The 24,283-nt window shown below is 73.1% G+C and carries 19 protein-coding genes and 1 pseudogene; 9 read left to right on the plus strand and 11 right to left on the minus strand.

All coding sequences use genetic code 11. From position 1 onward, the window contains the following. Positions 1 to 134: 134 nt before the first annotated feature. The 3 genes from AB0A94_RS15130 to AB0A94_RS15140 all read right to left on the minus strand — a co-directional run bounded on the left by AB0A94_RS15130 (position 135) and on the right by AB0A94_RS15140 (position 2,453). On the minus strand, positions 135 to 758 hold the full coding sequence (locus tag AB0A94_RS15130; protein WP_361744286.1) for a hypothetical protein: 624 nt from the start codon (positions 756 to 758) through the stop codon (positions 135 to 137). Between the two features lie 313 nt (positions 759 to 1,071). Continuing rightward, positions 1,072 to 1,842 carry a hypothetical protein gene (locus AB0A94_RS15135; protein WP_361744289.1) on the minus strand — a complete coding sequence of 257 codons (771 nt, stop codon included), beginning with the start codon at positions 1,840 to 1,842 and terminating at the stop codon, positions 1,072 to 1,074. Further along, positions 1,839 to 2,453, minus strand: coding sequence for an ABC transporter ATP-binding protein (locus AB0A94_RS15140; protein WP_361744632.1), 615 nt, complete (start codon positions 2,451 to 2,453; stop codon positions 1,839 to 1,841). Before AB0A94_RS15140 ends, AB0A94_RS15135 begins: the two co-directional genes overlap by 4 nt. A gap of 501 nt (positions 2,454 to 2,954) precedes the next feature. Between AB0A94_RS15140 and AB0A94_RS15145 the strand changes: the two genes are divergently transcribed. Then, positions 2,955 to 4,148 (plus strand): PP2C family protein-serine/threonine phosphatase, encoded by a 1,194-nt coding sequence (locus AB0A94_RS15145; protein WP_361744291.1) that lies wholly within the window; start codon positions 2,955 to 2,957, stop codon positions 4,146 to 4,148. Positions 4,149 to 4,313: 165 nt separating this feature from the next. Here AB0A94_RS15145 and AB0A94_RS15150 read toward each other — a convergent pair whose 3' ends face one another. Together AB0A94_RS15150 and AB0A94_RS15155 are read right to left on the minus strand one after the other, a co-directional pair. Continuing rightward, positions 4,314 to 5,258 carry an endonuclease/exonuclease/phosphatase family protein gene (locus AB0A94_RS15150; protein ID WP_361744294.1) on the minus strand — a complete coding sequence of 315 codons (945 nt, stop codon included), beginning with the start codon at positions 5,256 to 5,258 and terminating at the stop codon, positions 4,314 to 4,316. 235 nt (positions 5,259 to 5,493) lie between these two features. Next, a complete protein-coding gene (locus AB0A94_RS15155) occupies positions 5,494 to 7,386 on the minus strand; it encodes a LamG-like jellyroll fold domain-containing protein (RefSeq protein WP_361744297.1) in 1,893 nt (630 codons plus the stop codon). A 229-nt stretch (positions 7,387 to 7,615) separates the two neighbouring features. On the opposite strand from AB0A94_RS15155, the gene AB0A94_RS15160 reads away from it, so the two are divergent. Continuing rightward, complete coding sequence (locus tag AB0A94_RS15160) at positions 7,616 to 8,293, plus strand: metalloregulator ArsR/SmtB family transcription factor (RefSeq protein WP_361744300.1); 678 nt, start codon at positions 7,616 to 7,618, stop codon at positions 8,291 to 8,293. Between the two features lie 199 nt (positions 8,294 to 8,492). Next, positions 8,493 to 9,782 (plus strand): MFS transporter, encoded by a 1,290-nt coding sequence (locus AB0A94_RS15165; RefSeq protein WP_361744303.1) that lies wholly within the window; start codon positions 8,493 to 8,495, stop codon positions 9,780 to 9,782. Between the two features lie 718 nt (positions 9,783 to 10,500). Here the strand turns inward: AB0A94_RS15165 and AB0A94_RS15170 are convergent. The 4 genes and pseudogenes from AB0A94_RS15170 to AB0A94_RS15185 all read right to left on the minus strand — a co-directional run bounded on the left by AB0A94_RS15170 (position 10,501) and on the right by AB0A94_RS15185 (position 16,347). After that, a complete protein-coding gene (locus AB0A94_RS15170) occupies positions 10,501 to 12,936 on the minus strand; it encodes a SpoIIE family protein phosphatase (protein ID WP_361744306.1) in 2,436 nt (811 codons plus the stop codon). A gap of 206 nt (positions 12,937 to 13,142) precedes the next feature. Next, positions 13,143 to 13,628, minus strand: a pseudogene (locus AB0A94_RS15175) (HAMP domain-containing protein); the annotation flags it as partial. Between the two features lie 274 nt (positions 13,629 to 13,902). Further along, positions 13,903 to 14,727: a hypothetical protein gene (locus tag AB0A94_RS15180; protein ID WP_361744309.1), complete on the minus strand. Its 825-nt coding sequence runs from the start codon at positions 14,725 to 14,727 to the stop codon at positions 13,903 to 13,905. Positions 14,728 to 14,826: 99 nt separating this feature from the next. Further along, positions 14,827 to 16,347, minus strand: a complete 1,521-nt coding sequence (locus AB0A94_RS15185; protein WP_361744311.1) for an alpha/beta hydrolase — start codon at positions 16,345 to 16,347, stop codon at positions 14,827 to 14,829. 123 nt (positions 16,348 to 16,470) lie between these two features. On the opposite strand from AB0A94_RS15185, the gene AB0A94_RS15190 reads away from it, so the two are divergent. Continuing rightward, the gene (locus AB0A94_RS15190; protein ID WP_361744634.1) at positions 16,471 to 17,415 is read left to right on the plus strand and encodes a MerR family transcriptional regulator; all 945 of its coding nucleotides are present in this window, start codon (positions 16,471 to 16,473) and stop codon (positions 17,413 to 17,415) included. 283 nt (positions 17,416 to 17,698) lie between these two features. Beyond that, positions 17,699 to 18,529, plus strand: coding sequence for an ammonia-dependent NAD(+) synthetase (nadE, locus tag AB0A94_RS15195; protein WP_361744314.1), 831 nt, complete (start codon positions 17,699 to 17,701; stop codon positions 18,527 to 18,529). Between the two features lie 78 nt (positions 18,530 to 18,607). Here the strand turns inward: nadE and AB0A94_RS15200 are convergent, their stop codons facing one another. Beyond that, a complete protein-coding gene (locus AB0A94_RS15200; protein WP_361744317.1) occupies positions 18,608 to 19,480 on the minus strand; it encodes an SGNH/GDSL hydrolase family protein in 873 nt (290 codons plus the stop codon). 250 nt (positions 19,481 to 19,730) lie between these two features. On the opposite strand from AB0A94_RS15200, the gene AB0A94_RS15205 reads away from it, so the two are divergent. Both AB0A94_RS15205 and AB0A94_RS15210 read left to right on the plus strand, forming a co-directional pair. Next, positions 19,731 to 20,288 (plus strand): TetR family transcriptional regulator, encoded by a 558-nt coding sequence (locus tag AB0A94_RS15205; protein WP_361744320.1) that lies wholly within the window; start codon positions 19,731 to 19,733, stop codon positions 20,286 to 20,288. A gap of 272 nt (positions 20,289 to 20,560) precedes the next feature. Then, positions 20,561 to 21,139, plus strand: coding sequence for a dihydrofolate reductase family protein (locus AB0A94_RS15210; protein WP_361744323.1), 579 nt, complete (start codon positions 20,561 to 20,563; stop codon positions 21,137 to 21,139). On the opposite strand, the gene AB0A94_RS15215 is transcribed toward AB0A94_RS15210, so the two are convergent. Continuing rightward, positions 21,121 to 21,831: a helix-turn-helix domain-containing protein gene (locus AB0A94_RS15215; RefSeq protein ID WP_361744326.1), complete on the minus strand. Its 711-nt coding sequence runs from the start codon at positions 21,829 to 21,831 to the stop codon at positions 21,121 to 21,123. The genes AB0A94_RS15210 and AB0A94_RS15215 overlap by 19 nt on opposite strands. A 216-nt stretch (positions 21,832 to 22,047) precedes the next feature. Between AB0A94_RS15215 and AB0A94_RS15220 the strand changes: the two genes are divergently transcribed. Together AB0A94_RS15220 and AB0A94_RS15225 are read left to right on the plus strand one after the other, a co-directional pair. Next, a complete protein-coding gene (locus AB0A94_RS15220; protein WP_361744329.1) occupies positions 22,048 to 23,238 on the plus strand; it encodes an FAD-dependent oxidoreductase in 1,191 nt (396 codons plus the stop codon). A 10-nt stretch (positions 23,239 to 23,248) separates the two neighbouring features. After that, positions 23,249 to 24,187 carry a sigma-70 family RNA polymerase sigma factor gene (locus AB0A94_RS15225; protein ID WP_361744332.1) on the plus strand — a complete coding sequence of 313 codons (939 nt, stop codon included), beginning with the start codon at positions 23,249 to 23,251 and terminating at the stop codon, positions 24,185 to 24,187. Positions 24,188 to 24,283 lie beyond the last annotated feature (96 nt).

The raw sequence follows: 24,283 nt of genomic DNA on the forward strand, positions 1-24,283 counted from the left end.
GGACTGCCCTTCATCCCACCGGGAGCGCCCGCATGAGCACTGTGTTGTTGTTGTCGACCGGCCCGGCACCGCACTCGCGGTGCCGGGCCGTCCGGCGTACCGGCGGGGCCCGGCCGTGGCGGCGGCCCGGCCGGTCAGCGCTCCAGGTCCCCGCGCATCTCGACGAAGAGCCTTCCCGCATCGGCGAGCGTGCTGTCCTCGAAGAGCGCGACGGCCGCCGTGCCCTCGTCGGCCCAGCCGCAGATGACGTTGCCGTCCTCGCTCAGCGAGGCGAGCAGGCACTCCACCGAGCCGCCGAGCGGTCCCGGCTCCACCGGCCGGGCTTCGGGTTGCCCCAGCTCCGGGTCCCACTGGACGTACTCGAGCATGCCGCGGAACAAGTGCTCACGACGCTCGTTGGTGTCCTCGGGCACCTGGTCGACGCCTTCGAACAGCACCGGTGCGCCCTGCCCGCCCGGGTCCCCGTAGTTGCCGGTGACCAGCGTCATGCCGTCCCGCATCTCGCCCGGGTCGACAGGGACGTCCGTCAGGGCTCCGTCCCCCGTCAGCTTGTCCAGGCCGCCCGCCGCGGGAGCGTCCACCAAGGTGCGCGGACCACTCCGTTCCGCCGGGGGCGTCGGCGACGCGGCCCCGGAGACCCGCTCGCTCGGGGAGGCGGAGGGAAGTCCCGCGTCCTCCCCCCGGCAGCCGCTGACCGTCAGCATCGCCAGCACCGCCACGGCCGTCAGGCCCGCTCTCGCCGCAGACGCACACTTCATGGAGTCCCCCCGTTGTCGCTTCGCCTCTGGTGTGTCCCGCCGTTCAGGGCGGCGGCAATGATCAGTGACGAAGCGTTCCGGCCGGATGGTTCCCGCCCCGGGCACGAGGATCCGCCGCACGGTGTGATGCCCGGCGAACCAGCCCGGCCTCCGTTCCTCCCGGCCTCCGTTCCTCCCGGCCGCGTCGACGCCGTGAACCCGTCCTCCGCCGCATCCGGCCCCACGGCACCGTCCCGCGCGCCCTCCGCCAGGGCGCCGGGCGCGCCCTCCCCTGGCTCCGTGCCTTTCGCCGCCTGCGCCTCCGCGGGAGTTCTCACCCGTCACGGTGGGGCGCGGGCGGCTGGTGGGTGCGGGTGCGGAGGGCGAAGGCGGCGAGCACAGTGGTGGTCATGACGGACAGCCAGACCGCGCTGTGGAGCAGAGGACTCAAGGTGACGTTCCGGGTGAAGCCCGCGGCGAGGCTCGTCTGGAGGGAGCCGTAGCTCGGCAGCAGCTCGACCAGGGCTTTGTCGGCGGTGGTGCTGGCGACGGGATTCTGCGGCGCGAGGTCGATGATGCTGGTCATGATGATCGTGACCAGTCCCTCGACCTCACCGTGCAGGAAGAGGGCCAGGCACATGCCCATGGCCCCGTAGACCAGGCAGGTCGCCAGGACCGCGATGCCGAGGAGGAAGGGCTGGAGGGGAGACCAGAACACCAGTATCCAGGCGGTGGCGTAGGTGCTGACCAGCACTGATGCGACCAGGAGCGTGGTGAGCTTGGCGCCGATGAGGGCGGTCCGGGGGTAGCCGGCCGCGGTGAGGCGACGGTCGAAGGACCTGGTGCGGCGGGCGGCGCTGAACATCAGGAACCCCACGAGGAGGGACACGGCGTTCAGGGAGCCGCTGATCATCGTGATCTCGTCCCCGCCGGCGCGCAGCCAGGTTCCGGTGGCGCGCAGCCGGAAGGGAAACGTCTTCGGCGTGGTGAGGGTCTTCGCCACGGTGATCCACATTGGGATGAAGGCGATCAGGAGCACGGCGGCCAGCCGGTTCTTCGCCATGGCCAGCAGGGCGTAGCGGCAGGCGACCAGGTAGGCGCTCACGCGGCGCCCGCCGTGGGTGAGGGCCCGAGGAGGCCGTCGTGCAGATGGTGCAGGACGTCCAGGCGTCCGGTGTCGTGGGCGAGGTGGGAGACGATGATCACCGTGCGTCCGCGGTCCTTCAGCTCTTGGGCGAGGTCCCAGAACCGCAGGTAGGTCTCCCAGTCGAAGCCTTGGTACGGCTCGTCGAGCAGTACGACGTCCGGGTCGTGCATCAGGGCCAGGACCAGGTTCAGCTTCTGCAGGGTGCCACCGCTGAGGACTTTCACCGGCGCGTCCAGATAGCCGGCCGCGGAGAGGTCGTCGATCAGCCGGAGCGCGCGGCCGGGACTCGGGAGGCGGTAGGCGACCTGGAAGAGACGCAAGTGCTGGCGCACGGTCAGTTCCTCGTCCAGGACCGGGTGCTGCGGGCAGTAGCCCCGTGTGCCCACCAGGTCCACGCGTCCGTCGTCGGGGCGCAGGTCGCCGCTGAGGATGCGCAGCAGGGTGGTCTTCCCGGCGCCGTTCTCCCCGACGATGCCCACCAGCTGCCCTGCCCGCGCCTCGAAGCCGACCCCGCGCAGGACCTGCCGGGACCCGAAGTTCTTGCGGACCGCCACGACGCGCAGCACCACCGCCGCCTGCCGCCTCACGTCCGGCCCCGGAGGGCCGGTCCCGCGCACCGTGGGCCCCGGCGGCAGCCGGGTCTCCGGTGCGGGGGCGGGGAGCCGGCGGGGAAACCGGGTCCGTCGGCCCACTGCGGCAAGGCCTCGTCGAGGCCGGTGGCTCGGGCGTACGCGCGTTCGGCGAACGGACACCGGAGGGGCGGCGTGCCCTCGTCCCGGTCGGCGGACAGCGGGCTCGGACTGGCCACGGGGGCTCCTCGGGAGCGGTGGAGTGCATGGGTTCCGACCAGCCAACGACGTACGAGCTGCCGGGACACGTCACGCACGCTCCGGCACCCCCTTCCGGAGCCGGCCGCCCCTTCCGGAGCCGGCTGTCCGCGGACGCCGCCCGACGGAACGGGGTCCTGCTCGCAGCGGCCCGGCACGCCGTCCTGACCAGGCAGGACGGGCGGTTTGAGTGAGATCGCGGAAACCCGGGGAAAAAGATGCGGCAGCCGATGGGAGGTTGCCGTGAAGGGTGGAGATGTGGAACTGGGCGAGTTGCTGGCCGCCGCGGAGGCGGCGCCGCCCGGGGAGTCCGTCGACGTGGTGGCGCACGACCTGCAGAAGCGGTTCGGTGCGGAGCGCGTGTCCTTCCTGTTCGTCGACCTCGTCGGCCAGCGGCTGGTACGGCTCACCGCGGCCGACGGCGAGGCCACGGACTCCGACGGGCCGATCGACCTGCAGGGCAGCGTCTACGACCGCGTACTGCAGAGCCAGCGCCAGCACGTGGAACCGGACGGCCAGGGCGGACGGCGCGTCATCACGCCGGTCACCAACCGCGGCGACTGCATCGGCGTGCTGGAGGTGACCCTGCAGTCCGCCGACGACACCGTGCTCCGGCAGGTCCGCGACGCGGCCCACGCGCTGGCCTACATCGTCGTCACGGACCGCCGCTTCACCGACCTCTACCACCTGGGCCGGCGCACCACCGAGACCAGTCTGGCCGCGGAGATCCAGCACCAGCTGCTCCCTTCGGCCTCCTGCTGCGAGGCGGCCCAGTTCACCCTCGCCGCCGGGCTGGTCCCGGCCGACGACATCGGCGGCGACACCTACGACTACACCCTCGACCGCGACACCCTGCACCTGTCCGTCACCGACGCCATGGGCCACGACACGAACTCGGCCCTGCTGGCCACCTTGCTGGTCGGCGCGCTGCGCCGGGCGCGCCGCAGCGGCTGTGACGCCCTCATGCAGGCCGACCACGCCCACCGGGCCCTGCTGAGCCACAGCCGCGGCCTGGCCACCGGACAGCTGCTGTGCGTCGACCTCGAAACAGGCCTCTGCGAACTGGTCAACGCAGGCCATCCCCGGCCGCTGCGGCTGCGCGACGGCACCGTCGAGGAGGTCGCACTCGCCGTCAACCTGCCGTTCGGTGTGGCGGCACCGACCCCCTACCGTCTGCAGGAACTGCAACTGCGGCCCGGTGACCGCCTGATCCTGCTCACCGACGGAATGCAGGAGCGCGGTGCCGCAGCCGTCGACCTGGCCGCGCTCGCCCAGGACACCCGCCCGCTGCACCCGAGGGAAGCCGTCCGAAGCCTGACCACCGCGGTGCTCGAGGCCTGCCACGGCAACCTCAGGGACGACGCCACGGTCCTGATACTGGACTGGCACGGCAAACGCCACAGACCGTCCGGAAACGGGCCGGGTCCACGAAGATGAGCCGCAGACCGTCCGAAACCGGGCCGGGTCCACGGCGGTGAGCAGCAGCGGCCGTTCGGAACCCGCCCCGGTGCCGACACCGACTCCGATGCCGTCCGGGGCCGGGACCGTCTCAGGCAGGCGGCCCGCGCCCGGTAGCGGGGCCCTCATGACGTCCCGCCGCGTTCAGCCGACGGTGAGCTCCATGACGACGGGACAGTGATCGGACGCCTTGGGCTTGTCCCTGCCGACGCCCGGGAAGCGCGGTCCGGTGTAACGGGCCGCTCGCAGCGGCATGCCCTTGCGGAGGATCTCGGGCTTCGCCCCCGCGGAGTTCTCGGCGAGAGACGCCGAGGGGAGCAGGTAGTCGAGTTGCCGGTACTCGTCGCCACCCTGGAAGAAGTGGGTCCACCGGTCCGCCTCGGGGAGGCGCGTCACCACGTTCTCCACCTGGTCCCATGCGACGAGGCCGTCGATGCCGGAGCCGCCGTCCGGCCCGAGGTAGTCGTTCAGGTCGCCGAGGACGACGAACGGATGGTCCCCGGGAGCGGCGGATCCGAAGCGTTCGGTGACGAGTTCCTTCACCTTCGTGGCCTGGCGAAGCCTCTTCCCCCGGGTTCCGGGACGCCCGCCCCTCATGGACTTGAAGTGGTTGACGAAGAGCGTCACGGTCGTGCTCTTCGTCTCGCCCTCCCCCACCTCGACGTCGACCTCGAGACAGTCCCGCGAGAACAGCGGAGCGACCGGACTCCCGGGATCCATCAGGTGCTGGTGCGAGCGGATGCGGGTGATGGGCAACCTGGACAGCACGGCGACGTCGATGAGGCGCGGATCGTTGCCGTCCACTCCCGCGACATAGGGGTACTCGACGCGTCCGCCGAGGGCCTGCGCCCGGAAGTGCTTCAGGGCGTCGACGTTCTCGACCTCCTGGAGAGCGAGCACATCCGCGCGGATCTCACGCACCGCCGCTCCCGTGATGGCCTTGTCGTCGACGCCCAGCTCCTCGAACCGGGTCTGCTCGACGACCCAGCCCCGGGTGTTCGCGGCAGCGGGGTCGACGCCTTCTTTGAACCGCCATCGGGCGAAGAGGTTCTCGACGTTGAAGGTCGCCAATCGCAATCTCGTGGACATGGGCCCTCCCACGACCGGAGCGCGGCCCCGGCACCGCCGGAACCAGTGTGGAGGGGCGTGCCCGTGCGGGGACGGAGTCGTCCGAGGCCTTGTGCCGCCCGCCGGTCCCGGTCCACGGGCAGGCCCGCGGGTCGTACGATCAGTGTCCGCCCCGTACGGGGGCGCGGCAACACGGGAACGTCCCGTCGGCTCAGGACGTCTCCGGCCCCCGCGGCCCCTCGTCACCGCCGCGCTCTCAGTCCAAGGGGGCGAGGAATTCCTCCACCGGCAGCGGCCGGCCGACGATCCGGGTGTCGCCCATCCAGCCGTGGAAGCCCTGTCCGAAGGCTCCGTCGAACTGGGTGGCGCCCAGCACGAAGGGCTTGCCGAGGGTGGCGATGCCGGTCGATGCCTGCGACGGGTTGCGGGCGATCTTCGAACCGTCCACATACATCACCGTGCGGCGGCCGTCGTTGACGACGGCGATGTGCATCCAGCGCCCGGTGGGCACGGCGTGGCTCCACGACGTGGGGTCGGCGTCCTGCTTGTGCGGGTAGACGACGAACTGCAGGAACCGCTCGGGCGACAGGTTGAGGCTGCAGGTCGGTTCCAGCGGCGACCAGCCCGTCGTCTTGCCCGCCTCCGAGTTGCGTCCCTCCCAGCTGAGGACGCCCATCCAGCTGTGGTCGCCCCGGAACGGCTCGGGCAGCCGGACGAAGGTCTCGATGGTGTAGCCGCGGAGGAACTTCTCGCTGTTCAGGGCCGCACGGGCCGCGGTGGTGAGGACGGCGCCGCGGTCGGGGTTCTTTCCGCCGTCGAAACGGAGGCTGGCGTGCGCGGGCTGTCCCTCGTGGTGGTCCGCCGACCAGGTGAGCGCGTCGGCGCCGCTGGAGTGCAGCCGTCGCACCGTCAGGTCGTTGCCGTTGCCGGTCATGTCCTTGACGACGACGCCGTCTGCGACGGTGGCGCCGGGTGTTCCGGCCGCGTCGGTCCCGGAGGAGTCGAAGCGCCAGTAGGCGAGGGTGCCGCGGGGCATCACGGCGCGGGCGGGCCGGGGTTCGGCGGGCGTGACGGGGGCGAAGCCGGCGAACCGTCTCTCGAAGTCGACGGTGAGGCAGAACCGGTCGGCGGGACCGGTCAGTTCGATCGTCTCGGCGGCCAGGGGGGAACGTTTCGCGGGGGCCCGGTCCAGGAACCAGGGCGAGAACGTCTCGACGTCGATGACTCCGCGCACCAGGTCGAAGCCGTAGGTGCGGATCATTCCCGCGCCGCCGTAGTACCGGTCCTGGTAGTTGGTGATGTGGACGTGGACGTCGTTGCCGGCGTCGTTGACCAGAACCGTGCGGCCGGGCGGCCAGTAGTGACCGCCCAACGCCAGGAAGATCTGGTCGTTGCCCTTGATCAGGCGTTCCCACAGGCGCTGTCCGTTGCCGGACAGCTGGGCCCCGCCCTCGTCGTCGGACCAGGCGATGTCGTGCGTGGTGAGCACGGCGGGCAGGGTGGGGTGGGCGTCGAGCACCCCCTGGGCCCAGGCCAGTCCCTTGTCGGAGACCCGCCAGTCCAGGGCGAGGACGAGCCACCGCCGGCCGCCCGCCCGCAGGACGTGGTAGCTGTTGTAGCCGTCGGGCGAGGCACCGCCGAACGTCGGCATGGACCGGTAGCGGTCGGGCCCGAACGCGGCGAGGTACGCGGAGTCGCCGCGCTGGTCGTCGGTGGACGACCTGATGTCGTGATTGCCCGCCAGGACGCTGTAGGGGACCCTGCCGTGCAGGACGCGGAAGGTGTCGGCGGCGAGGCCGATCTCGTCCTCGGTGCCGTGCTCGGTGACGTCGCCGAGGTGCGTCATGAACGCGATGTTGGCCGCCGACCGCTCGGCGGCGAGGTACCGGAACGTCGCCCGCAGCGGGGCGGGGTCGGCGCTGTCGGCGTCGAAGAGGTACTGGGTGTCGGGCAGCACCGCCAGCGCGAAACGCGGACTCCCGGCGTCGAACCGGCCACCGGACGCCCCGGCGTCGTCCTCGGAGGCCTCGGCCCGGGCGGTGTCCGGACCGGCGGCCACGGCACCGGCGGCCGGTACGACCACCGCGGCGCGCAGCAACGCGCGTCTGTGCAAGGGCCGGTGGTGACTCGTCTGTTCCTCGGTGCTCATCGGGGCTCCCCGGGCCGGTGGTGTGGGATCAGCCCGAATGCTGCTCACCCGCGCTGACCGCCCGATGGCGCGGAGCTGAACACCTGCTGCATGGACACCGCGGCGACGGCACCCTCGGCGGGCCACCGGCGACGGCGGCGCGGAGCGGGGTGACCAGGGGCCGCGCCGCGCGAGGTCAGGTCACCCCTCCTCCTGATCTACGATATTCCATGGATTTATGGAGGAAGTGATGACGGGAAACACCACGGCCGGTACGAAGGCACAGCTGTACGACGCGTTCGCGGCCAGCGGCAAGGCGCTGGCCAGCGGAAAGCGCCTGGAACTGCTCGACCTGCTCGCCCAGGGCGAGCGCACCGTCGACGCCCTGGCGAAGGCGGCAGGGCTCAACCTGACGACCGCGTCGGCACACCTGCAGACGCTGAAACAGGCCGGGTTCGTCGCCACCCGGCGTGAGGGCGTGCGCATCCACTACCGCCTCGCCGGCGACGACGTCGCCGAACTGTTCGCGCTGCTGCGCAAGGTCGCCGAGAGGCACCAGGCGGCCGTGCCCGCGGCCAGGGACGCCTACCTCGGTGAGGACGACGGAACGGAAGTCACCCGCGAGGCACTGAGGTCCCGTATCGAGGCGGGAGACGTCGTCGTGCTCGACGTGCGGCCGGCGGAGGAGTACCTCGCCGGCCACATCCCCGGCGCCGTCTCCATCCCGGTCGACGAACTGGCCGGCCGGATCGGCGAGTTGCCCGAGCACACCGAGATCGTCGTGTACTGCCGCGGGGAGTACTGCGTTCTGGCGCACGACGCGGTCCGGCTGCTGAACGACCGCGGCCGGCGCGCGATCCGGCTGAACGACGGCATGCTCGAGTGGCGTCTGTCGCGGATGCCCGTCGACGCCGAGGAGCCGGCGTGACCGGCCCGGCCGGTGCCCCCGCCGCACCCCGGACCGGCCGTCGACGCCCCGGTCCGCCCGGCCGTCGACGCCACCACCCCCGTCCGTCCGCGCCCACCCGCCGGGCCCGCACCTCCGACGCGCCGTTCCACCGACGCGCCGTTCCACCCCTGACACAGCCCACCCGGCCATCCGGCCGCCCCGAGCGAAAGAGCACACCGTGACGAGCACCGCCCCGGCCGAGACCGCCGACGGATCGCCCCGGCCCGAGGCCCAGCGCCGCACCCTGCGCGTTCTGGTCACCTCCCAGGTCCTCAGCGGCGCCGGGCTCGCCGCCGGCATCACCGTCGGGGCGCTGCTCGCGCAGGACATGCTCGGCTCGGCCGACCTCGCGGGCCTGCCCAGCGCCCTGTTCACCGCGGGATCCGCGCTCGCCGCGGTCGCCGTGGGCCAGCTGTCCCAGGCCCGCGGCCGCCGCCCCGGCCTCGCCGCCGGATACCTCACCGGTGCCGTCGGCAGTGCCGGCGTCATCGCCGCCGCCGTCGCCGACAGCCCCGTACTGCTCTTCATCGCCCTGTTCGTCTACGGCGCGGGCACCGCGACCAACCTCCAGGCCCGCTACGCCGGTGCCGACCTCGCCGCCCCCGCCCACCGCGCCCGCGCCGTCTCCACCGTCCTGGTCGCCACCACCCTCGGCGGCGTCGTCGGCCCCAATCTCGCCGCCCCCACGGGCACCTTCGCGGAGAGTGTCGGCGTCCCCGCCCTGGCCGGGCCGTTCCTTCTCTCCGGCGTCGCCTACGCGCTCGCCGCGGTCGTCCTGGCGATCTGGCTGCGCCCCGACCCACTGCTGCTCGCGCGCGGTCTCGACGTCCAGCAGCAGGTCCGACAGGAGGCGGCGGCAGACGCTGCGAACACCGCGGGGACCGCGGGCGACGTGCCCCCGGCCCCGGACCGGAAGCGCGGTCCCGGGCTGATACCGGGCACCCTCACCATGATCCTCACACAGCTCGTCATGGTCGCCGTCATGACGATGACGCCGGTCCACATGCACGACCACGGCCACGGCACCGCCGCCTCCGGACTCGTCATCGCCGTCCACGTCGGCGCCATGTACCTGCCCTCACCCCTGACGGGCTGGCTCGTCGACCGCCACGGTCGTACCGTCATCGCCGCCGCCTCCGGCCTCACCCTCCTGGCCGCCGGGATCCTCGCCGCCGTCGCGCCGGTCGACTCCGTCGGCCTGCTCGCCCTCGCCCTCGCCCTGCTCGGCCTGGGCTGGAACTTCGGCCTCGTGTCCGGCACCGCGATGATCACCGACGCCGTACCGCCGGCCCGCCGGGCCAGGACCCAGGGCATGGTCGACGTCTCCATCGCCATCGCGGGTGCCACCGGTGGCTTGGCCTCCGGCGTCGTGGTCGCCGCCGCCGGCTACCCCCTGCTGGCCCTGACGGGCGGCATCCTCTCCCTGGCCGTCCTCCCCGCCGTCGCCGCCACCGCGAGCACACGGTGAACCGCGGCCGCCCCGGCCGTCCGGCCCGGCCCCGGAACGACGGGAGGACGACGGGAGAACAACGGGAACCCCATGACCAGGAGGGACCACCTCGTCACCGACGTGAGCGACCTCCTCGTCAGGAGGGAATCCGATCTCGCCGACCACGCCTGCCGTCCGCACAGGCATAGGGCGGGCTCCGCAGTCACGGACACGGGAGGCCTCCTGACCGCAGCCGGCCTGGAAGCAGCCGAGAGCGGGACGGCCATGTGGGCGCGTCCCGGCGGACTGCCACCGCGCCCCTCCCCGGAGGGACGGGAGATACGGCAGGCCGTCACCCGCGGACAGTTCGTGGACCATGCGACGGTCCTGGCCGCCGACGGGGATCCGCCGGCCGCCACTGTCCGCCGCTCCTTCGAGCGCGGTGTCGGCGGACCGGACGGTGATGAACCCCGCCGGACGCTCAGGCCAGGTGGATCTCGACACCGGATTCACGCAGGGCCTGCAAGGTGGACGGTCCGTCGGGACGGGTCTGCGGGTCGTCGGCGACGAAACGATCCACGGCACCCAGGGGGGCGACCTGGCAGACTCCTCGCCGCCGGGCCGCTCCCGCCCCTGCCGTGCGGGGAGGGATCCGGCCTGCAGGGCAACGCCGGGATCGCCGAGCGGCCGGTGACCGGCGTGGACACGAAGAAGGAACTGGTCGGCGTCTTCGAGCACCGTGGCCTGCCGCGTCCGCTCAGACCGCCAGAGGTATCTCGGCCCAGATCGTCTTGCCCTGCGCGGCGTGGCGGGTGCCCCAGTGCCAGGCGAACTGGGCGACGAGGAGCAGTCCGCGTCCGCCCTCGTCGAAGGAGCGGGCGCGGCGCAGGTGCGGGGAGGTGCTGCTGGCGTCGGAGACCTCGCAGATGAGGCTGCCGTCATGGATCAGCCGCAGCTGGATGGGAGGCCGGCCGTAGCGGATGGCGTTGGTGACCAGCTCGCTGACCACCAGCTCGGTGACGAAGGCGGACTCGTCCAGTCCCCAGGCCGTCAGCTGGTCGGTGACATGTTTGCGTGCCTGGGCGACGACGACGGGTTCAGGGGGCAGACTCCAGGTGGCGACCTGGCCGGCGCCCAGGGCGTGGGTGCGGGCGACGAGCAGGGCGATGTCGTCATCGGGAAAGGCGGGCAGCAGCGTTGCGAGCACGTCGTCGCAGAGCGTGTCCAACGCCTGCGCGGGCCGGGTGAGGGTCCTGCGCAGCGTACGGAGCCTCTCGTCGATCTCATGGCCGCGGTCTTCGATGAGGCCGTCGGTGTACAGGGCGAGAAGGCTGCCCTCGGGCAGTTCGACCTCGCACGCCTCGAAGGGCAGGCCTCCCAGGCCGAGCGGTGGGCTCGCGGGGAGGTCCAGGAAGGTCGCCTCGCCGTCCGGGGTCACCACGACGGGCGGCGGGTGGCCGGCACGGGCCAGGGAGCAGCGGCGGGAGACGGGGTCGTAGACCGCGTAGAGACAGGTGGCGCCGATGTCTCCGGCGGTGTCGGCGTCGGCCGCGGCCTCGGAGGACAGCCGGATGACGACGTCGTCGAGGTGGGTGAGCAGCTCGTCGGGCGGCAGGTCGATGTCGGCCAGGGTCCGGACGGCCGTGCGCAGCCGCCCCATGGTGGCGGAGGCCTGGATCCCGTGGCCGACGACATCGCCGACCACCAAGGCGACCCGGGCGCCGGAGAGCGGGATGACGTCGAACCAGTCACCGCCCACGCCGGCCCGGCCTCCGGCGGGCAGGTAGCGGGAGGCGGCCTCGACCGCCGGCTGACGGGGCAGGGCCACGGGCAGCAGACTGCGCTGCAGGGTCATGGCCGTGACGCGCTCACGGGTGTAGCGACGGGCGTTGTCGATGCACACCGCGGCCCTGGCCGTGATCTCCTCGGCCAGCAGGACGTCGTCCTGTGCGAACGTCTCCGGATGCCGGGTGCGGCCCAGGAAGACCGAGCCGAGGGTGACACCACGAGCGCGCATCGGCACCACCATCACCGAGTGCGCCCCGGTCCGGAGGAGCCGGGTGGCCCGCTCGGGGTCCTGGGCCGTCCACCGGGCCATGGAGGAGTCGTCCACCTCGTACACCGCGGAACGGCCGGTGGCCAGACACTCGGCCGTGGGCGCGGACACCGGGTACTCCACCTTGCTCCCCAGCCGGAGCATGATGCCGAGGAGAGCATCGGTGTCTGCCTGCCGTGCGGTCCGGCGCATGGTGACCGGACCGCTCGGCGGGCCGTCGGGCGGCTCCTCGCCGCGGTGGATGAACTCCAGCAGATCGACGGATGCGTAGTCCGCGAGCCGGGGGACGACCACGTCGACCAGTTCCTGCGCGGTACGGGTGACGTCCAGAGTGCTGCCGATGCGGTTGCCGGCCTCGTCGACCAGCTGCAGCCGCTGGCGGGCCAGGTACTGCTCGGTGATGTCGAGAAGCGCGATGGACGATCCCTGCACCTGGCCGAGGTGGTTCTTCAGCGGGGAGAGGAACACGGACCAGACACGCCCCCGTGACTCGCTGGGTGCCCGGAGGTGCCGGACCACGTGCACGGGTTCCCCGGTGCGCACCACCTGGTCCTGGAGCTCCGTGAACTCGTCGTACGCCGGACTGGGCAGGAAGTCCCTGAGGCGGCGCCCGCGTATCTGCCCCTCGGGCAGGCCCACTATCCGGGCTATCACGTCGTTGGCTCCCACCGCCCGGTTGTCCCGGTCGTAGAACGCCACGGCGACCGGGAGCTGGGACAGGGTGAGTTCCCTCAGCAGGGCGCCCCCGTCCCCGGGCAGGCTCGAGCCGTCCGTGCCCGAGGCCGTGAGGACCCATTGGGTCCGCCCGTCCCGGTCCGGGCACGGACAGGCCCGGACCGCCACGTCCACCGTCCGGCCGTTTCGGTGCCGAGCCGGGAGGACGCCGCACCACGGCGCCTGTTCCGCCAGACGGCGCAGGGCCGACGGGGGAAGGTGCGAGACGAGCAGATCGGCCGCGGGGCGTGAGACGACCTCCCCGGGTAGGTAACCGAGCAGGTTCCGGGCTTCCTCGCTCCACCCCGTGATCACACCCCGCTCGTCGGCGATGGCGATGGCGATGGCGGTGGCCGAGGCCGTGGTGTACGGCTCGGGCGTGCCGTCGGGTCGGCTCCCAGCACCGTTGTCCTGTAGTGCCATTTTCACCTACTTCATCCCATTATGGGGATATTTTACCGTCCGGGCTCTCCGGTCGGCGGCGGCCCCGTGGTGACCCGCACCGGCTCCGTTCCCCCACCGTGGATCCCGGCCGTGGCCCCCGCGCCGGCCCGCCCGGTCCCGGCGGGACGCGTGCCGCCCGGATTCGCGGCGCAGCCGACCCCCTCCCGTGCCGGACGGGGTGCCCTGCGCGGCAGGAGGGCCTCGGTGAGGCCGATCGCACGCGTGTTGACGGCCTGCAGGCGTTCGAGGAGTTCGTCCCGGTCCCGCGTGGAGTCCCTGCGGGCGACGTCGAGCAGCGTCCGCGAGACGGCCGGCGGGGTGCGCAGTTCGTGGGAGGCGTTCGCGGCGAACCTCCGCTGCTCGGCGACGCGTGACTCGAGTGGTTCGAGCAGGGTGTCGAAGGTGTCGGCGAGTTCGCGGAACTCGTCCTGGCGGCCTTCCCCGCGGATCCGGTGGGACAGCGATCCGGTCCCGGCCGTCCGCGCCGCGGCCGTGATCCGGTCGAGCGGTGCGAGCATCCGGCCGGCGAGGACTCACCCCCCCCCGGCGAGGCCGAACACGAGCAGGAACACCCACACCACGCCCGGCAGGAGAGCACCGGCGGCGCTGAGGAACCCGGCATGGCCGAGGGTGGGTTTCAGCCGGGCGCTGGGCCCGGGGCGTCCACACACGCGTACTGCCGGGGCGGGCGGTCCGGGAGCCGGTGCCGATGCGGTGGCCGACGCCCGGCACCGTGGCGGTGATCCGTGGTTCGCCGAGCTGTTTGCGCGGTGCGGGACGGTGCCGCCGGGGACGCGTTGTGGTTCATGCCCCCATTGGCGGCGGAGGGCCGTTGCGATGGCGTATGCGATTTCCGGTACGCCCGAGATACGCGGGATCCCCGGCACCGAGGAGCCGGCGCGAACCGGCGGCCCGCACGGTCCTTGCCCGTCGGCGCCCCGTCCTTCAGCGGCGGACCGGCCGAAGGCGGTCGATGCGGTCGAGGTCGCCGGCGAGCAGGTCGCGGTGGCTGATGGCGAAGTCTCCGTTGGGCAGGGCCCGTTCTCCACCGTAGCGCCGGCCCATGACGGCGGTGGGGAGGAAGGCGCGCAGGCGATGACGCATGTCCCCGGGGTGGTCGACGGGGGTGCCCCAGCCGGCGGGGGCCTGATCGGTCGAGAACAGGACCCAGTGGTCCACGGGCACGGCGGCGTCGAGGTCCGGCGCCTTGCCGGTGTGGCTGTCCAGGGACGGCAGGACCAGCCGGTCGGGGTCGAGGGGCGAGTACCACACCAGCAGGGGCTTGGCGCGTTGCGCGTCGGCGTTGTCGAAGCAGCACACGGCGATGGTGTGGTCGGGGAAGTGGTCGGCGTAGAAGCGGAGGAGGTCCGCGTCCAGATCGGGGCGCCGGTGCGGCGGCACCTGCCGCAGCGCGGCGGGCACCGCGGTGGGGTCGGAGGCCAGGAGCACGGTGTAGACGTCGTGGTCGAAGACCTGGACGGGCTGCGGTGCCGCGCTCATCCACGCGATGCCGTCGGTCGCGGCGGTGGCGGATTCGACGGCGGCGACCATGCGGTGCAGGACGTCGCCGGTGCGACCGGCGGAGAGGAAGTGCCGGGGAGTGAGCCGCCCGGTGGGCAGGTGCAGCAGCATGGCGTTCGGGCCGTCCGCCAGGTTGACGGCGGTGTTCTGGTAGCCCAGGACGTGGATGAGGCCGTGTACGGGGTGGTGCTGTCGTCCGCAGTACACGATCGTGCCGGAGAACGCGGCCGCGCCGGTCGAGATGCACATGGCGGCACCGTACCGCCCCGGCCGGTGGGAAACGTCCGGGGCGGTACGGTCGGGGATCACCACGGCCGGCGGGGCGGGGCACGGTGCGCAGCCCGGGTGTCAGCCGGTCAGGTGGGTCACCACCGAGCGCATCGCGTGGAGCAGGGCCGGGCGGGTCTCCTCGGGCGGATCGAGGGTCTCGAAGCCGTGGTGGCCGTTCGGGACGTCGACCAGTTCCAGGTGCGCCGCACAGCCCTCGGCCGCGTTCACGAAGGCCTCCACGGTGGCGGCGATCCCGGGTGTCTCCAGCCCCACACGGAGGAGGACGAGGGGCAGGGCACCCGCGTGCGCGACCGCCCGGGCCGGATGGAACCGGCTGCCGGTCAGCCCCCAGCCGGGCAGCGGCGCCAGGATCGGATAGGAGGCGGCCAGGCAGCGCAGCCAGGCCGGGGGCCCGGTCAGCCAGTCCGCGGCGAGCAGACCGCCACCGGAGAAGAACCACAGGGCGATCCGGTCGGCGTCCACCCGGGGATCGGACCGCACCAGTTCCACCGCGGCGGTGACGTCGTCGGCGGCGCGCTCGTAGTCGGCGACGTCGTGCAGCCGGTGGTCGATGGTCACGCCGATCACGCCCTGGGCGGCCGCCAGGCGGGCGTGTCCCACCAGGGTCGGCCAGTCGCGCGGGGCCGGCCGGGCTCCGGCGGGCACCGGGCCGCCGTGCACGAGGACCACGGCCGGTAGCGGGCCCTCGGCGGAGGGAACGTACAGGTCGACCCGTCCCCTGCGGTCCCGGGACAGTTCGGGCACGTCCAGCGGGAACGGGCGCAGATGGGCGGGCGACGCGCCCGCGCCGGCCGGCCGCAGGTGGTGCCCCCCACCGGCCGCGGCCCGCAGCAGGACGTCCGCCAGGTCGGCCGGGCAGGACAGCATCGGCCAGTGCCCGGTGGGCAGTTCGAAGAAGGTGACCTGAGGGCCGGTCAGGGCGGCCAGTGCGGGGTCGCCGAAGTCGACGAGCCGTTGCACCAGGTCGATGCCGGCGCCGTTACGGGTGCACAGCACCCCGGTGGTGGGCACCGCGGCCACCGCTCCGGTCAGCCGCAGCGGCTGGAACAGGGTGCCGAGCGGCTGCGGCGCGGCGAGAGCGGTGAGCCGGTCCAGCGCCGCGGCGGAGAGCCCGGCGACGCTGCCCCAGCGCTGCCACTCGGCACGGGCCGGTGGCGCCAACTCGCCCGCTCGCTCACCGTGCTGTCCTCGCTCGGTCAGCCGCGCACGCAGGGTCAGGTCCGGTACGGCGGCCAGGGCCGGGACGCCGTTCTGCGGCATCCCGCCGTCCAGGGACACGACGCGGGCGACGCGCGACGGCCGCCGGTCGGCCGCGCCGAGCACCGGGTGGATGCCGTAGCCGTGACCGACGAGCACGATCTCCCGGCCGGACGCCGCGTCCACCGCGTCGATCGCCGCGATCACGTCCGCGATGTGTGTCTCCAGATCGACGGAGGCCGGTCCGGCGGGGCGGCCCGCATCGAGGCCGGTGAGGGGGACCGCGTGCACCGCGCTGCCCGCCGCGGCCAGCCGTTCGGCCGTCTCCTGCCACACATGGGCACCGGTGAACACGCCCGCCACCATGATGAACACGGTCACGATCCCTCCTCGGGTCCGTCGCATGACGTCGCGCCGATCGCGTACGCCGTGGTCCGCGGACCGGGGCGTACACCCGGCCCGCGTGCGCCGGTACCGTAGGAACTCCCCCGGAGGGAGGTTCAACTGTCCACGTCCCACGAGGCCTTCTGGAGCATCGGCGAGCTCGCCGAGCGCGCGGGCACCACCGTGAAGACGGTCCGTTTCTACTCCGACCTGGGCCTGTTGCCCGAGGCCTCCCGCAGCGGCGGCGGGCACCGCCGGTACGGTCCAGGCGCGCTGGAGCGGCTGCGTCTGATCCGCTCCCTGCGTACCCTCGACCTCCCGCTGCCCGAGGTGCGCCGGGTCCTCGAGGACGAGGACCCGGCGGGCCGTGCACTGGAGGACGCTGTCGCGGGCCGCCTGCGCGAGCTGGGTGATGAGCTGAGGACGTTGCGCTGGCGGGAGGCGGCGCTGCGGCTCGTGCGGGAGTGCCCGCCCGGGGAGCAGGCCGACCTGCTGAGGCTGATCGGCGTGATGGGCACCCCGCCGAGCGCGGCACCGCTGGTCCGGTTCTGGCGTGCCTGGCTGCCGCCGCGCATGCCGGCCCGGGCGACGGCGGCGTTTCTGGAGGTGGCTGTTCCACAGCCGCCCGACGAGCCGGCCCCGGCGCAGGTGCTCGCCTTCGCCCGGCTGCACGTGATGACGACGGCCCCCTGCCCGGGCGGCCGGCAGCCCCAGCCCGAGGTGCACCGGGTGGCCGGGGCCCGCGGGGCGGCCGTGCTGTACGCGGGCCTCGCCGAGGCGTACGAGCTTGCGGGCGCGCAGCTGCGCCGGGTACGGGATCCGTACCCGGGTGAGGCGCTGGACGCCTACGTGGCCGCGTACGCGGGCGCGTACGGCAGCCGGGACACCCGGGAGTTCCGCCGCCTGCTGGCCGCGCGACTGGCGGCCGGGCCACGTCTGGACCGGTACTGGGAGCTGACGGCCGTGGTGCTCACGCCGCCGGGCAGCCGACCGGAGCCGACCCCGGGCTCCGCGGACGACTGGCTGCGCGCGGCGCTGGAACGGGACAACGCCGCAGCGGCGTAGACCACGGGGAGGAGGGCGAAGGCCGCGACCGTCGTCTTCCACGGCGAGGACCGGTGCGGGTGCCCGCCGGACGAGCCGCCCGCATCGTCATCGACGGGCCGGAACCGGCAGGCCGTACGTCCTGGCGGACGACGACGTCAGGAGTGTGGACCTGCTCGTCCGGCTGTTCCCCCCTGCCTCCACCCCGAGTGTGGAGCACGTTCCCTCCCGTCCGGAATCCCCGGAGAGCTCCTGGGTAGCAGGGGAGGCGACAGCACATCGTGAGCCGGAACGAGGAGCAGACGTGAGCGAGTCGGTGTCCGTCGCCCTGCAGCGGGAGATCGCCCGGGAGTTGGGCGTCGCCGGGGCCTTCGAAGTCGAGCGGGAGATCGAGCGCCGGGTGGCCTTCCTCGCCGAGCGGCTGACTTCCACCGGTCGGCGTTCCCTCGTGCTAGGCATCAGCGGTGGCGTCGACTCCACCGCCGCGGGCCGGCTGTGCCAGCTCGCCGTCGAACGGGCGCGGGCCGGCGGACACGAAGCGCGGTTCCACGCGATGCGCCTGCCCTACGGGGTCCAGGCCGACGAGCACGACGCCCGGCTCGCGCTCTCCTTCATCCGGGCCGACCATGTGCTGACCGTGGACATCAAGCCAGCCGCCGATGCCGCGCTCGAGGCCGCGCTGGCCGCCGGGGTGGATTTCCGCGACGCCCACCACCAGGACTTCGTGCACGGCAACATCAAGGCGCGCCAGCGCATGATCGCCCAGTACGCGGTGGCCGGCGCCTGTGACGGCCTGGTCGTCGGCACGGACCACGCCGCCGAGGCGGTCTCCGGGTTCTTCACCAAGTTCGGCGACGGCGCCGCCGACCTGGTCCCGCTGGCCGGCCTGACCAAGCGCCGGGTGCGCGCCGTCGCGGAGGCCCTGGGCGCGCCGGCCGAGCTGGTGCGGAAGACTCCCACGGCCGATCTGGAGAGCCTCGACGAGGGCAAGGCCGACGAGGACGTGCTCGGGGTGACCTACGACGTCATCGACGACTTCCTGGAGGGCGGGCCGGTGGACGAGGCGGCCTTCGAAACGATCGTCCGCCGCTACCGCCTCACCGACCACAAGCGCCGACTGCCCGCCGCCCCCTGACGGGCGGTCGGAGCGGAGGACGGCGCTCCCGGACGGAGGCGTCGCGTTCGACCGCGTCGAGGGTGGAGCGCGTCGCCCTCAGCCCAGGCCGAGGACGCTCATGGTGTGCTCGGCCATGCGCCGCTCTCCGAGGGCGTTGGGGTGGACGGGCACGAGGCTGCCGCCGAAGAGGAGGGGCTCGATCCAGCGGGTGCCGCCGGGCTTGCACGCGTCGTGGCCCTCGGAGACGCGGGAGAAGTCCACATAGGTGGCGCCGGTCTCCGTGCTGGCGCGTTCGACGGCCGCGTTGAGGTGGGTCTGTATGCCCCGTACGTAGGGCACGTCACCGGAGGCGACCGGCAGCTTCACGAAGCAGGACGGGTCGGCCTCGGCCGGAGTGATCCACGGGTAACCCAGGACGGCCACGCGGGCGTTGGGGGCCTTGGCGCGTACGGTCCGCAGGGCGGTCTTCAGCGCGGGGTAGGTGTTCGCGTCGATCTGGTCGGTGAAGGAGGTGCCGTACGTGTCCTTGCAGGGGCTGCCCTTGCCGCCGCTGAGGACACCCGCGGTGCCGCAGGCCGTCAGGGCGTTGATGAAGGTGCCGTTGTCGTTGCCGCCGATCGTCAGCGTCACCAGGTCGGTGTCCGCGCTGAGCGCGTTCACCTGGGGTGCGACCCCGGGGTACTGCGGTTCGGTGAAGTCCTTCGTCTGGGCGGCGCCGCAGGTCACGTCCTTCAGGCGGGCGCCCGTCCGGGCGGCGATCACGTGGGGGTAGTTCGCGGTGGAGCGCAGGCACAGCAGGTTGGTGAGGTCCACGGGCAGCACGCCGGAGCCGGCGCTGTAGCTGTCGCCGAGGGCGACGTAGTCCAGCGGGGCGGAGGCGTGTGCGGCGCCGCCCGTGAGGCCGAGGGCGAGCGCGCTGACGAGCGCTGATGATGTGGCCATGACATTTCGCAGGACGTGTTTCGGCATGCGGTCCCTCTTCTCGGAGCGGGGTGGTCGGTGGGGCGTGCCGGTGGTGGGGGCGGAGCGGTGCGAGCGTGGGGGAGTGCCGGGCCGCGCGATTACCGAACGGTTCTACCGACAGGTAATGTGCAGGCCTCCCGACGGGGAGTCAACATTGTTGACCGGACTTCTCGGAATGCTCACGAAAGACCCCGGCCCGCCCCCGTGGACGCGCGAACCCGCAGTTGCGAAGCGTCGGGCCCCTATCCTGTCCCGCATGCTGCAGACCGGCTCCAGTGCCACGACCCGCGAGGCCATCCACTCGGCCGCTGCCCGGCTCTTCCGGAGCCAGGGCTTCTCCAGGACCACCGTCCGCCAGATCGCGGCGGCGGCCGACACGGATCCCGCACTGGTGATCCGTCATTTCAAGAGCAAAGAACTCCTGTTCCTGGAGACGATGCACCTGACGATCGACGACGAGCCGCTGCTCGACGTGCCACTGGAGCGGCTGGGGGACCGGCTCGCCGAACTCCTCGTCGAACTCGACGGTTCCGCGCGGGGCGTCTTCCTGGCCCTGGTGCACGGCAGCAACGGACCGCAGATCCGCGAACGTCTGCGCGACACGCACGAGTACCTCTTCGTCGCACCCCTGCGCCGTCGCCTGTCCGGCCCCGACGCCGACGTCCGCGCGCGCACGGCGGCCGCCTTGGCGGGGGGACTGCTGTACGCGCTGTGGGTGGTCGGGGACGAGGGGCTGCTCCGGATGGACCGCACGGAACTGGTGTCACGGTACGGCGCACTGCTTCAAGGGGTGCTGACTCCCCGGAACCACTGACGCCGGCGCGGTACCGGATCCCGCGGAGGCCGTGCCGGAGGACGCGCGTCGGACGGCCGGGGACGGTGGAGGCGGTGCCGGCCCGGCTGCCGCGCCGCAGCGGTGACCGGACGCTCTCAACGGGGTCGAGGTCCGGTGCGCAGCCCGGCCCCGGCCCGCGCGGCCCTCGGCCTCGCCCTCCTCGCACGGCTGTCGTTTCTGTCCAAGACGGCTGCCGCCGCTGTGTCCTAGCGTGAACCCGGCAGCTTGCCCGATCATGAGGAGACAGCACCATGCGTGATGTGGTCTACACCGGTTTCATGTCGCTCGACGGCGTCGTGGACTCGCCCGGCGGTGGACCGGGGGAGGGGCACCGCAGCGGCGGCTGGGTGGTCAAGGACCTCGAATTCGTCCCGGAGGCGTGGTCGTTGAAGGAGGAGGAACTCACCGACACGACGGCGCTGATGTTCGGCCGCCGCAGCTACGAGGCGTTCGCGCGGGTCTGGCCCGGCTCACCGGACCACGCCGCCTACAAGGAGTTGCCCAAGTACGTGGTGTCGACCACGCTGACCGACGACGCCCTCGTCGACGGGTGGGGGCCGACGACGATCCTGCGCTCGAGTGAGGACGTCGCCGCGCTCAAGGCGGGCGAGGGCGGCGCGATCTTCATCCACGGGAGCGCGGAGCTGGCCCGGCGGCTGTCGGACGCGGGCCTGATCGACCGGTACAACCTGCTCGTCTTCCCCGTCCTGCTCGGTGCCGGCAAGAGCCTGTTCGACCGGGCCGACCGGGACAAGCGGATGCTGACACTGCGGGAGTCGGAGAGCTACTCGAACGGGATCCTGAAGCTGGTCTACGACGTCAGGCGCTGATCCACCTCGAGGGCGATCGCGCCGCCGGCGCCCTCGCGCAGCTGCCCGGCGGTGCGTCCGACGTAGCAGCGCAGCGCCCTGGCCAGGTGCGGCTCGTCGAAGTAGTCGAGCCCGGCGACGACGTCGGCGGCCCGGCCGCCGGCCGACAGCAGCCGCGCCGCCGTGCGGGCCCGCTCGATCTGCCTGACGGCGCCCCGCGTCAGCCCGGTCGCGGCGCGGAACCGGCGTTCGACGGTGCGACCCGAGAGCGCCGGGCGGTGACCTCGCAGCACCTCGGCGACGAGCGGGTCGCGGACCACGATCCCGGCCCGGACGAGACGCCCGACCAGGGCCTCGACGTCGTCGGGGCCGGGCGTCTCGAAGCGTGAGCCGTCCAGCCGGAACGTCCGCCGCGTGGTGTCGGGGAGCCCGATGCCGCCGTCGACCAGCGCCGGCGTGGCCACGGCCCGCAACGAGGTGCCCACGGCGAACTCGACGCCCGTGAAGGCCGCGCCCTCCGGCACCGGCGCCGTGCCGGTGCGGGTCTCGGGACCGGTGATGCCCGCGTGCGCCCGGCCGTCCTGCCTCCAGAACACCAGGCCCAGCCGCACTCCTGCGACGGACGTCATCGCCGTGACCTGCTCGCTTGTGCATGTCCACACGGTGTCGACCCACGGCGAGTCGGACCGGCGCGTCTCGAACCGCAGTCCCACGCGCGCAGGATACGCCGCGCCGGACGGCCGCGCCGTGGCGGCCGGGCAGCGGGGTCCGCGGCCCGCCCCGGCGGCGGACCGGGAACACCGGCCGGCGACATGAGGCGCATCCGTCCGGCCGTCCTGAGCCCGGTGACCTGAATCACAGCCGGTTCCTGTCAGGGATCGGAGCGCGGTCTCGTTCAAGGGGCACGCGAACGAGACAGGAGCAACGCCATGAAGCACCGCATCGTCGTACTCGGCGCCGGATACGCCGGAGCCTTCGCCGCCGGGAACCTGGCCCGTCGGCTCTCGCCCGCCGACACCGAGATCACCGTCGTCAACGCCGAGCCCGACTTCGTCGAGCGGATGCGGCTCCACCAGCTCGCGAGCGGCCAGGACCTCACGTTCCGCAAGCTCGCCGACGTGTTCGCGGGCACCGGGGTGCGGCTGCGCCTGGCGCGCGTCACCGGCGTCGACCCCGAGCGCAGGACCGTCGCCGTGACCGGTGAGGGGAACGACGGCGAACTCGCGTACGACACCCTTCTCTACGCGCTCGGCAGCTCCGTCGCCCACCACGACGTCCCCGGCGTGGCCGAGTACGCCTTCGACGTGACCGGCCGGTCCTCGGCGCTGCGTCTGCGCGAGCGCCTGGCCGGCCTGGGCGAGGGCGGCACCGTGCTGGTCGTCGGTGAGGGGCTGACCGGCATCGAGACGGCCACTGAGATCGCCGAGTCCCGGCCCGACCTCTCGGTCGCACTCGCCGCCCGCGGCGAACCGGGCGCCTGGCTCTCCCCGAAGGCCCGCCGCCACCTGAGCCGGGCCTTCGACCGGCTCGGCGTCACCGTCCACGCGCACACCGGCATCGAAGCCGTCGAGCCGACCCGGGCGATCACCGCCGACGGTACGTCCGTCCCGGCCGACGTGACCGTGTGGTCGGCCGGGTTCGCCGTGCACCCCCTCGCGGCCTCCAGCGGCCTGGAGGTCGCCGGGACCGGCCAGATCGTCGTCGACCGCACCATGCGTTCGGTCTCGCACCCGGACGTCTACGCCGCCGGCGACTGCGCCTACGCGATCGGCGAGAACGGCCTGCCGCTGCCGATGTCCTGCGCCTCGGCCGGCATCACCAACATGCAGGCGACGGCCGCGATCATCGCACGCCTGACGGGCCGTGAGGTCCCGGTCGGCGGGCTGAAGTACTACGGCAACCACATCAGCCTCGGACGGCGGGACGCGATCTTCCAGATGGTGGACGGGGACGTCCGGTCGAAGTCCTGGTACCTGGGCGGCCGGACCGCCGCACGCATCAAGTCGGGCATACTCAGGACGGCCGGGTGGGGCATCGCCCACCCGACCTTCGGCGTGCCGAAGCGCCGGCACCGCCTGGCCACCGCGCCCGGCCGGGCCGGTGTGAGGGCCGTCGCATAGGGTGACGCGCATGGACAGCGCAGCCGTCGAACGGTTCGAGGCCGGCCGGGGCCGGCTGGCCGCGCTCGCGTACCGCCTGCTCGGCTCGGCCGCCGACGCCGAGGACGTCGTGCAGGACACCTTCCTGCGCTGGCAGGCCGCGGACCGCGAACGGATCGAGGTGCCGGAAGCGTGGCTGACCAAGGTCGCCACCCGTCTCTGCCTCGACCGGCTCCGCTCGGCGCAGGCGCGCCACGAGCGGGCTGCCGGCGCCTGGCTGCCCGAGCCGCTCCTCGAAGGCGACCCGATGCTCGGCCCGGCCGACACCTTCGAGCAGCGCGAATCGGTGTCCTTGGCCGTACTGACCCTCATGGAGCGCCTCTCACCGGTCGAGCGGGCCGTCTACGTCCTGCGTGAGGCCTTCTCGTACAGTCACGCCGAGATCGCCGGGATCCTCGACATCACCGAGTCCGCGAGCCAGCAGCACGTCCACCGCGCCCGGGTCCGGGTCGCCGCCGAGCGCCGCCGCGGCGGCGAGGCCGATCCCGCGTCCGCGCGCCGCGTCGTCGAGGAATTCCTCATAGCCGCCACGTCGGGGCGCACCGAACGGCTGGTGGCACTGCTCACCGACGACGTGACGGCGGTCTCGGACGGCGCCGGACTGAGCAGGCGGCTGCTGCGGTACACGACGCGTGAGCGGGTCGCCTCCTACGTGCGGGCCGGCTTCAAACCCACGCCGGCGAAGCGGCGGCTGGCCGGCGGTTCACCCGCGTTGCACCTGGCGTGGGTCAACGGCTCCCCGGCCGTCGTCGCCGTGATCGACGGCCGGGTCGTGGGCGCCGTGGCGTTCGAGGTCCGTGACGGCAAGGTCGCCTCCCTGCGCGGCATCGCCGCGGCGGGCCGGCTCTCGCGCCTCGACGAGGCCTGGCGGCGGCACGAACCCGACGCGCCGGTCATCAGCGCATGGTGACCGGCGCCACGGGAAGCCCGTGACCCGAGCCGGAGCGAGGACGGCACTCCGTCGGCACGTCGCCGCTGAGCGGGTGGAGGGGATCGCCGGCACGGC

The sequence above is a fragment of the Streptomyces sp. NPDC044984 genome, assembly GCF_040646935.1.
Classification (GTDB): domain Bacteria; phylum Actinomycetota; class Actinomycetes; order Streptomycetales; family Streptomycetaceae; genus Streptomyces.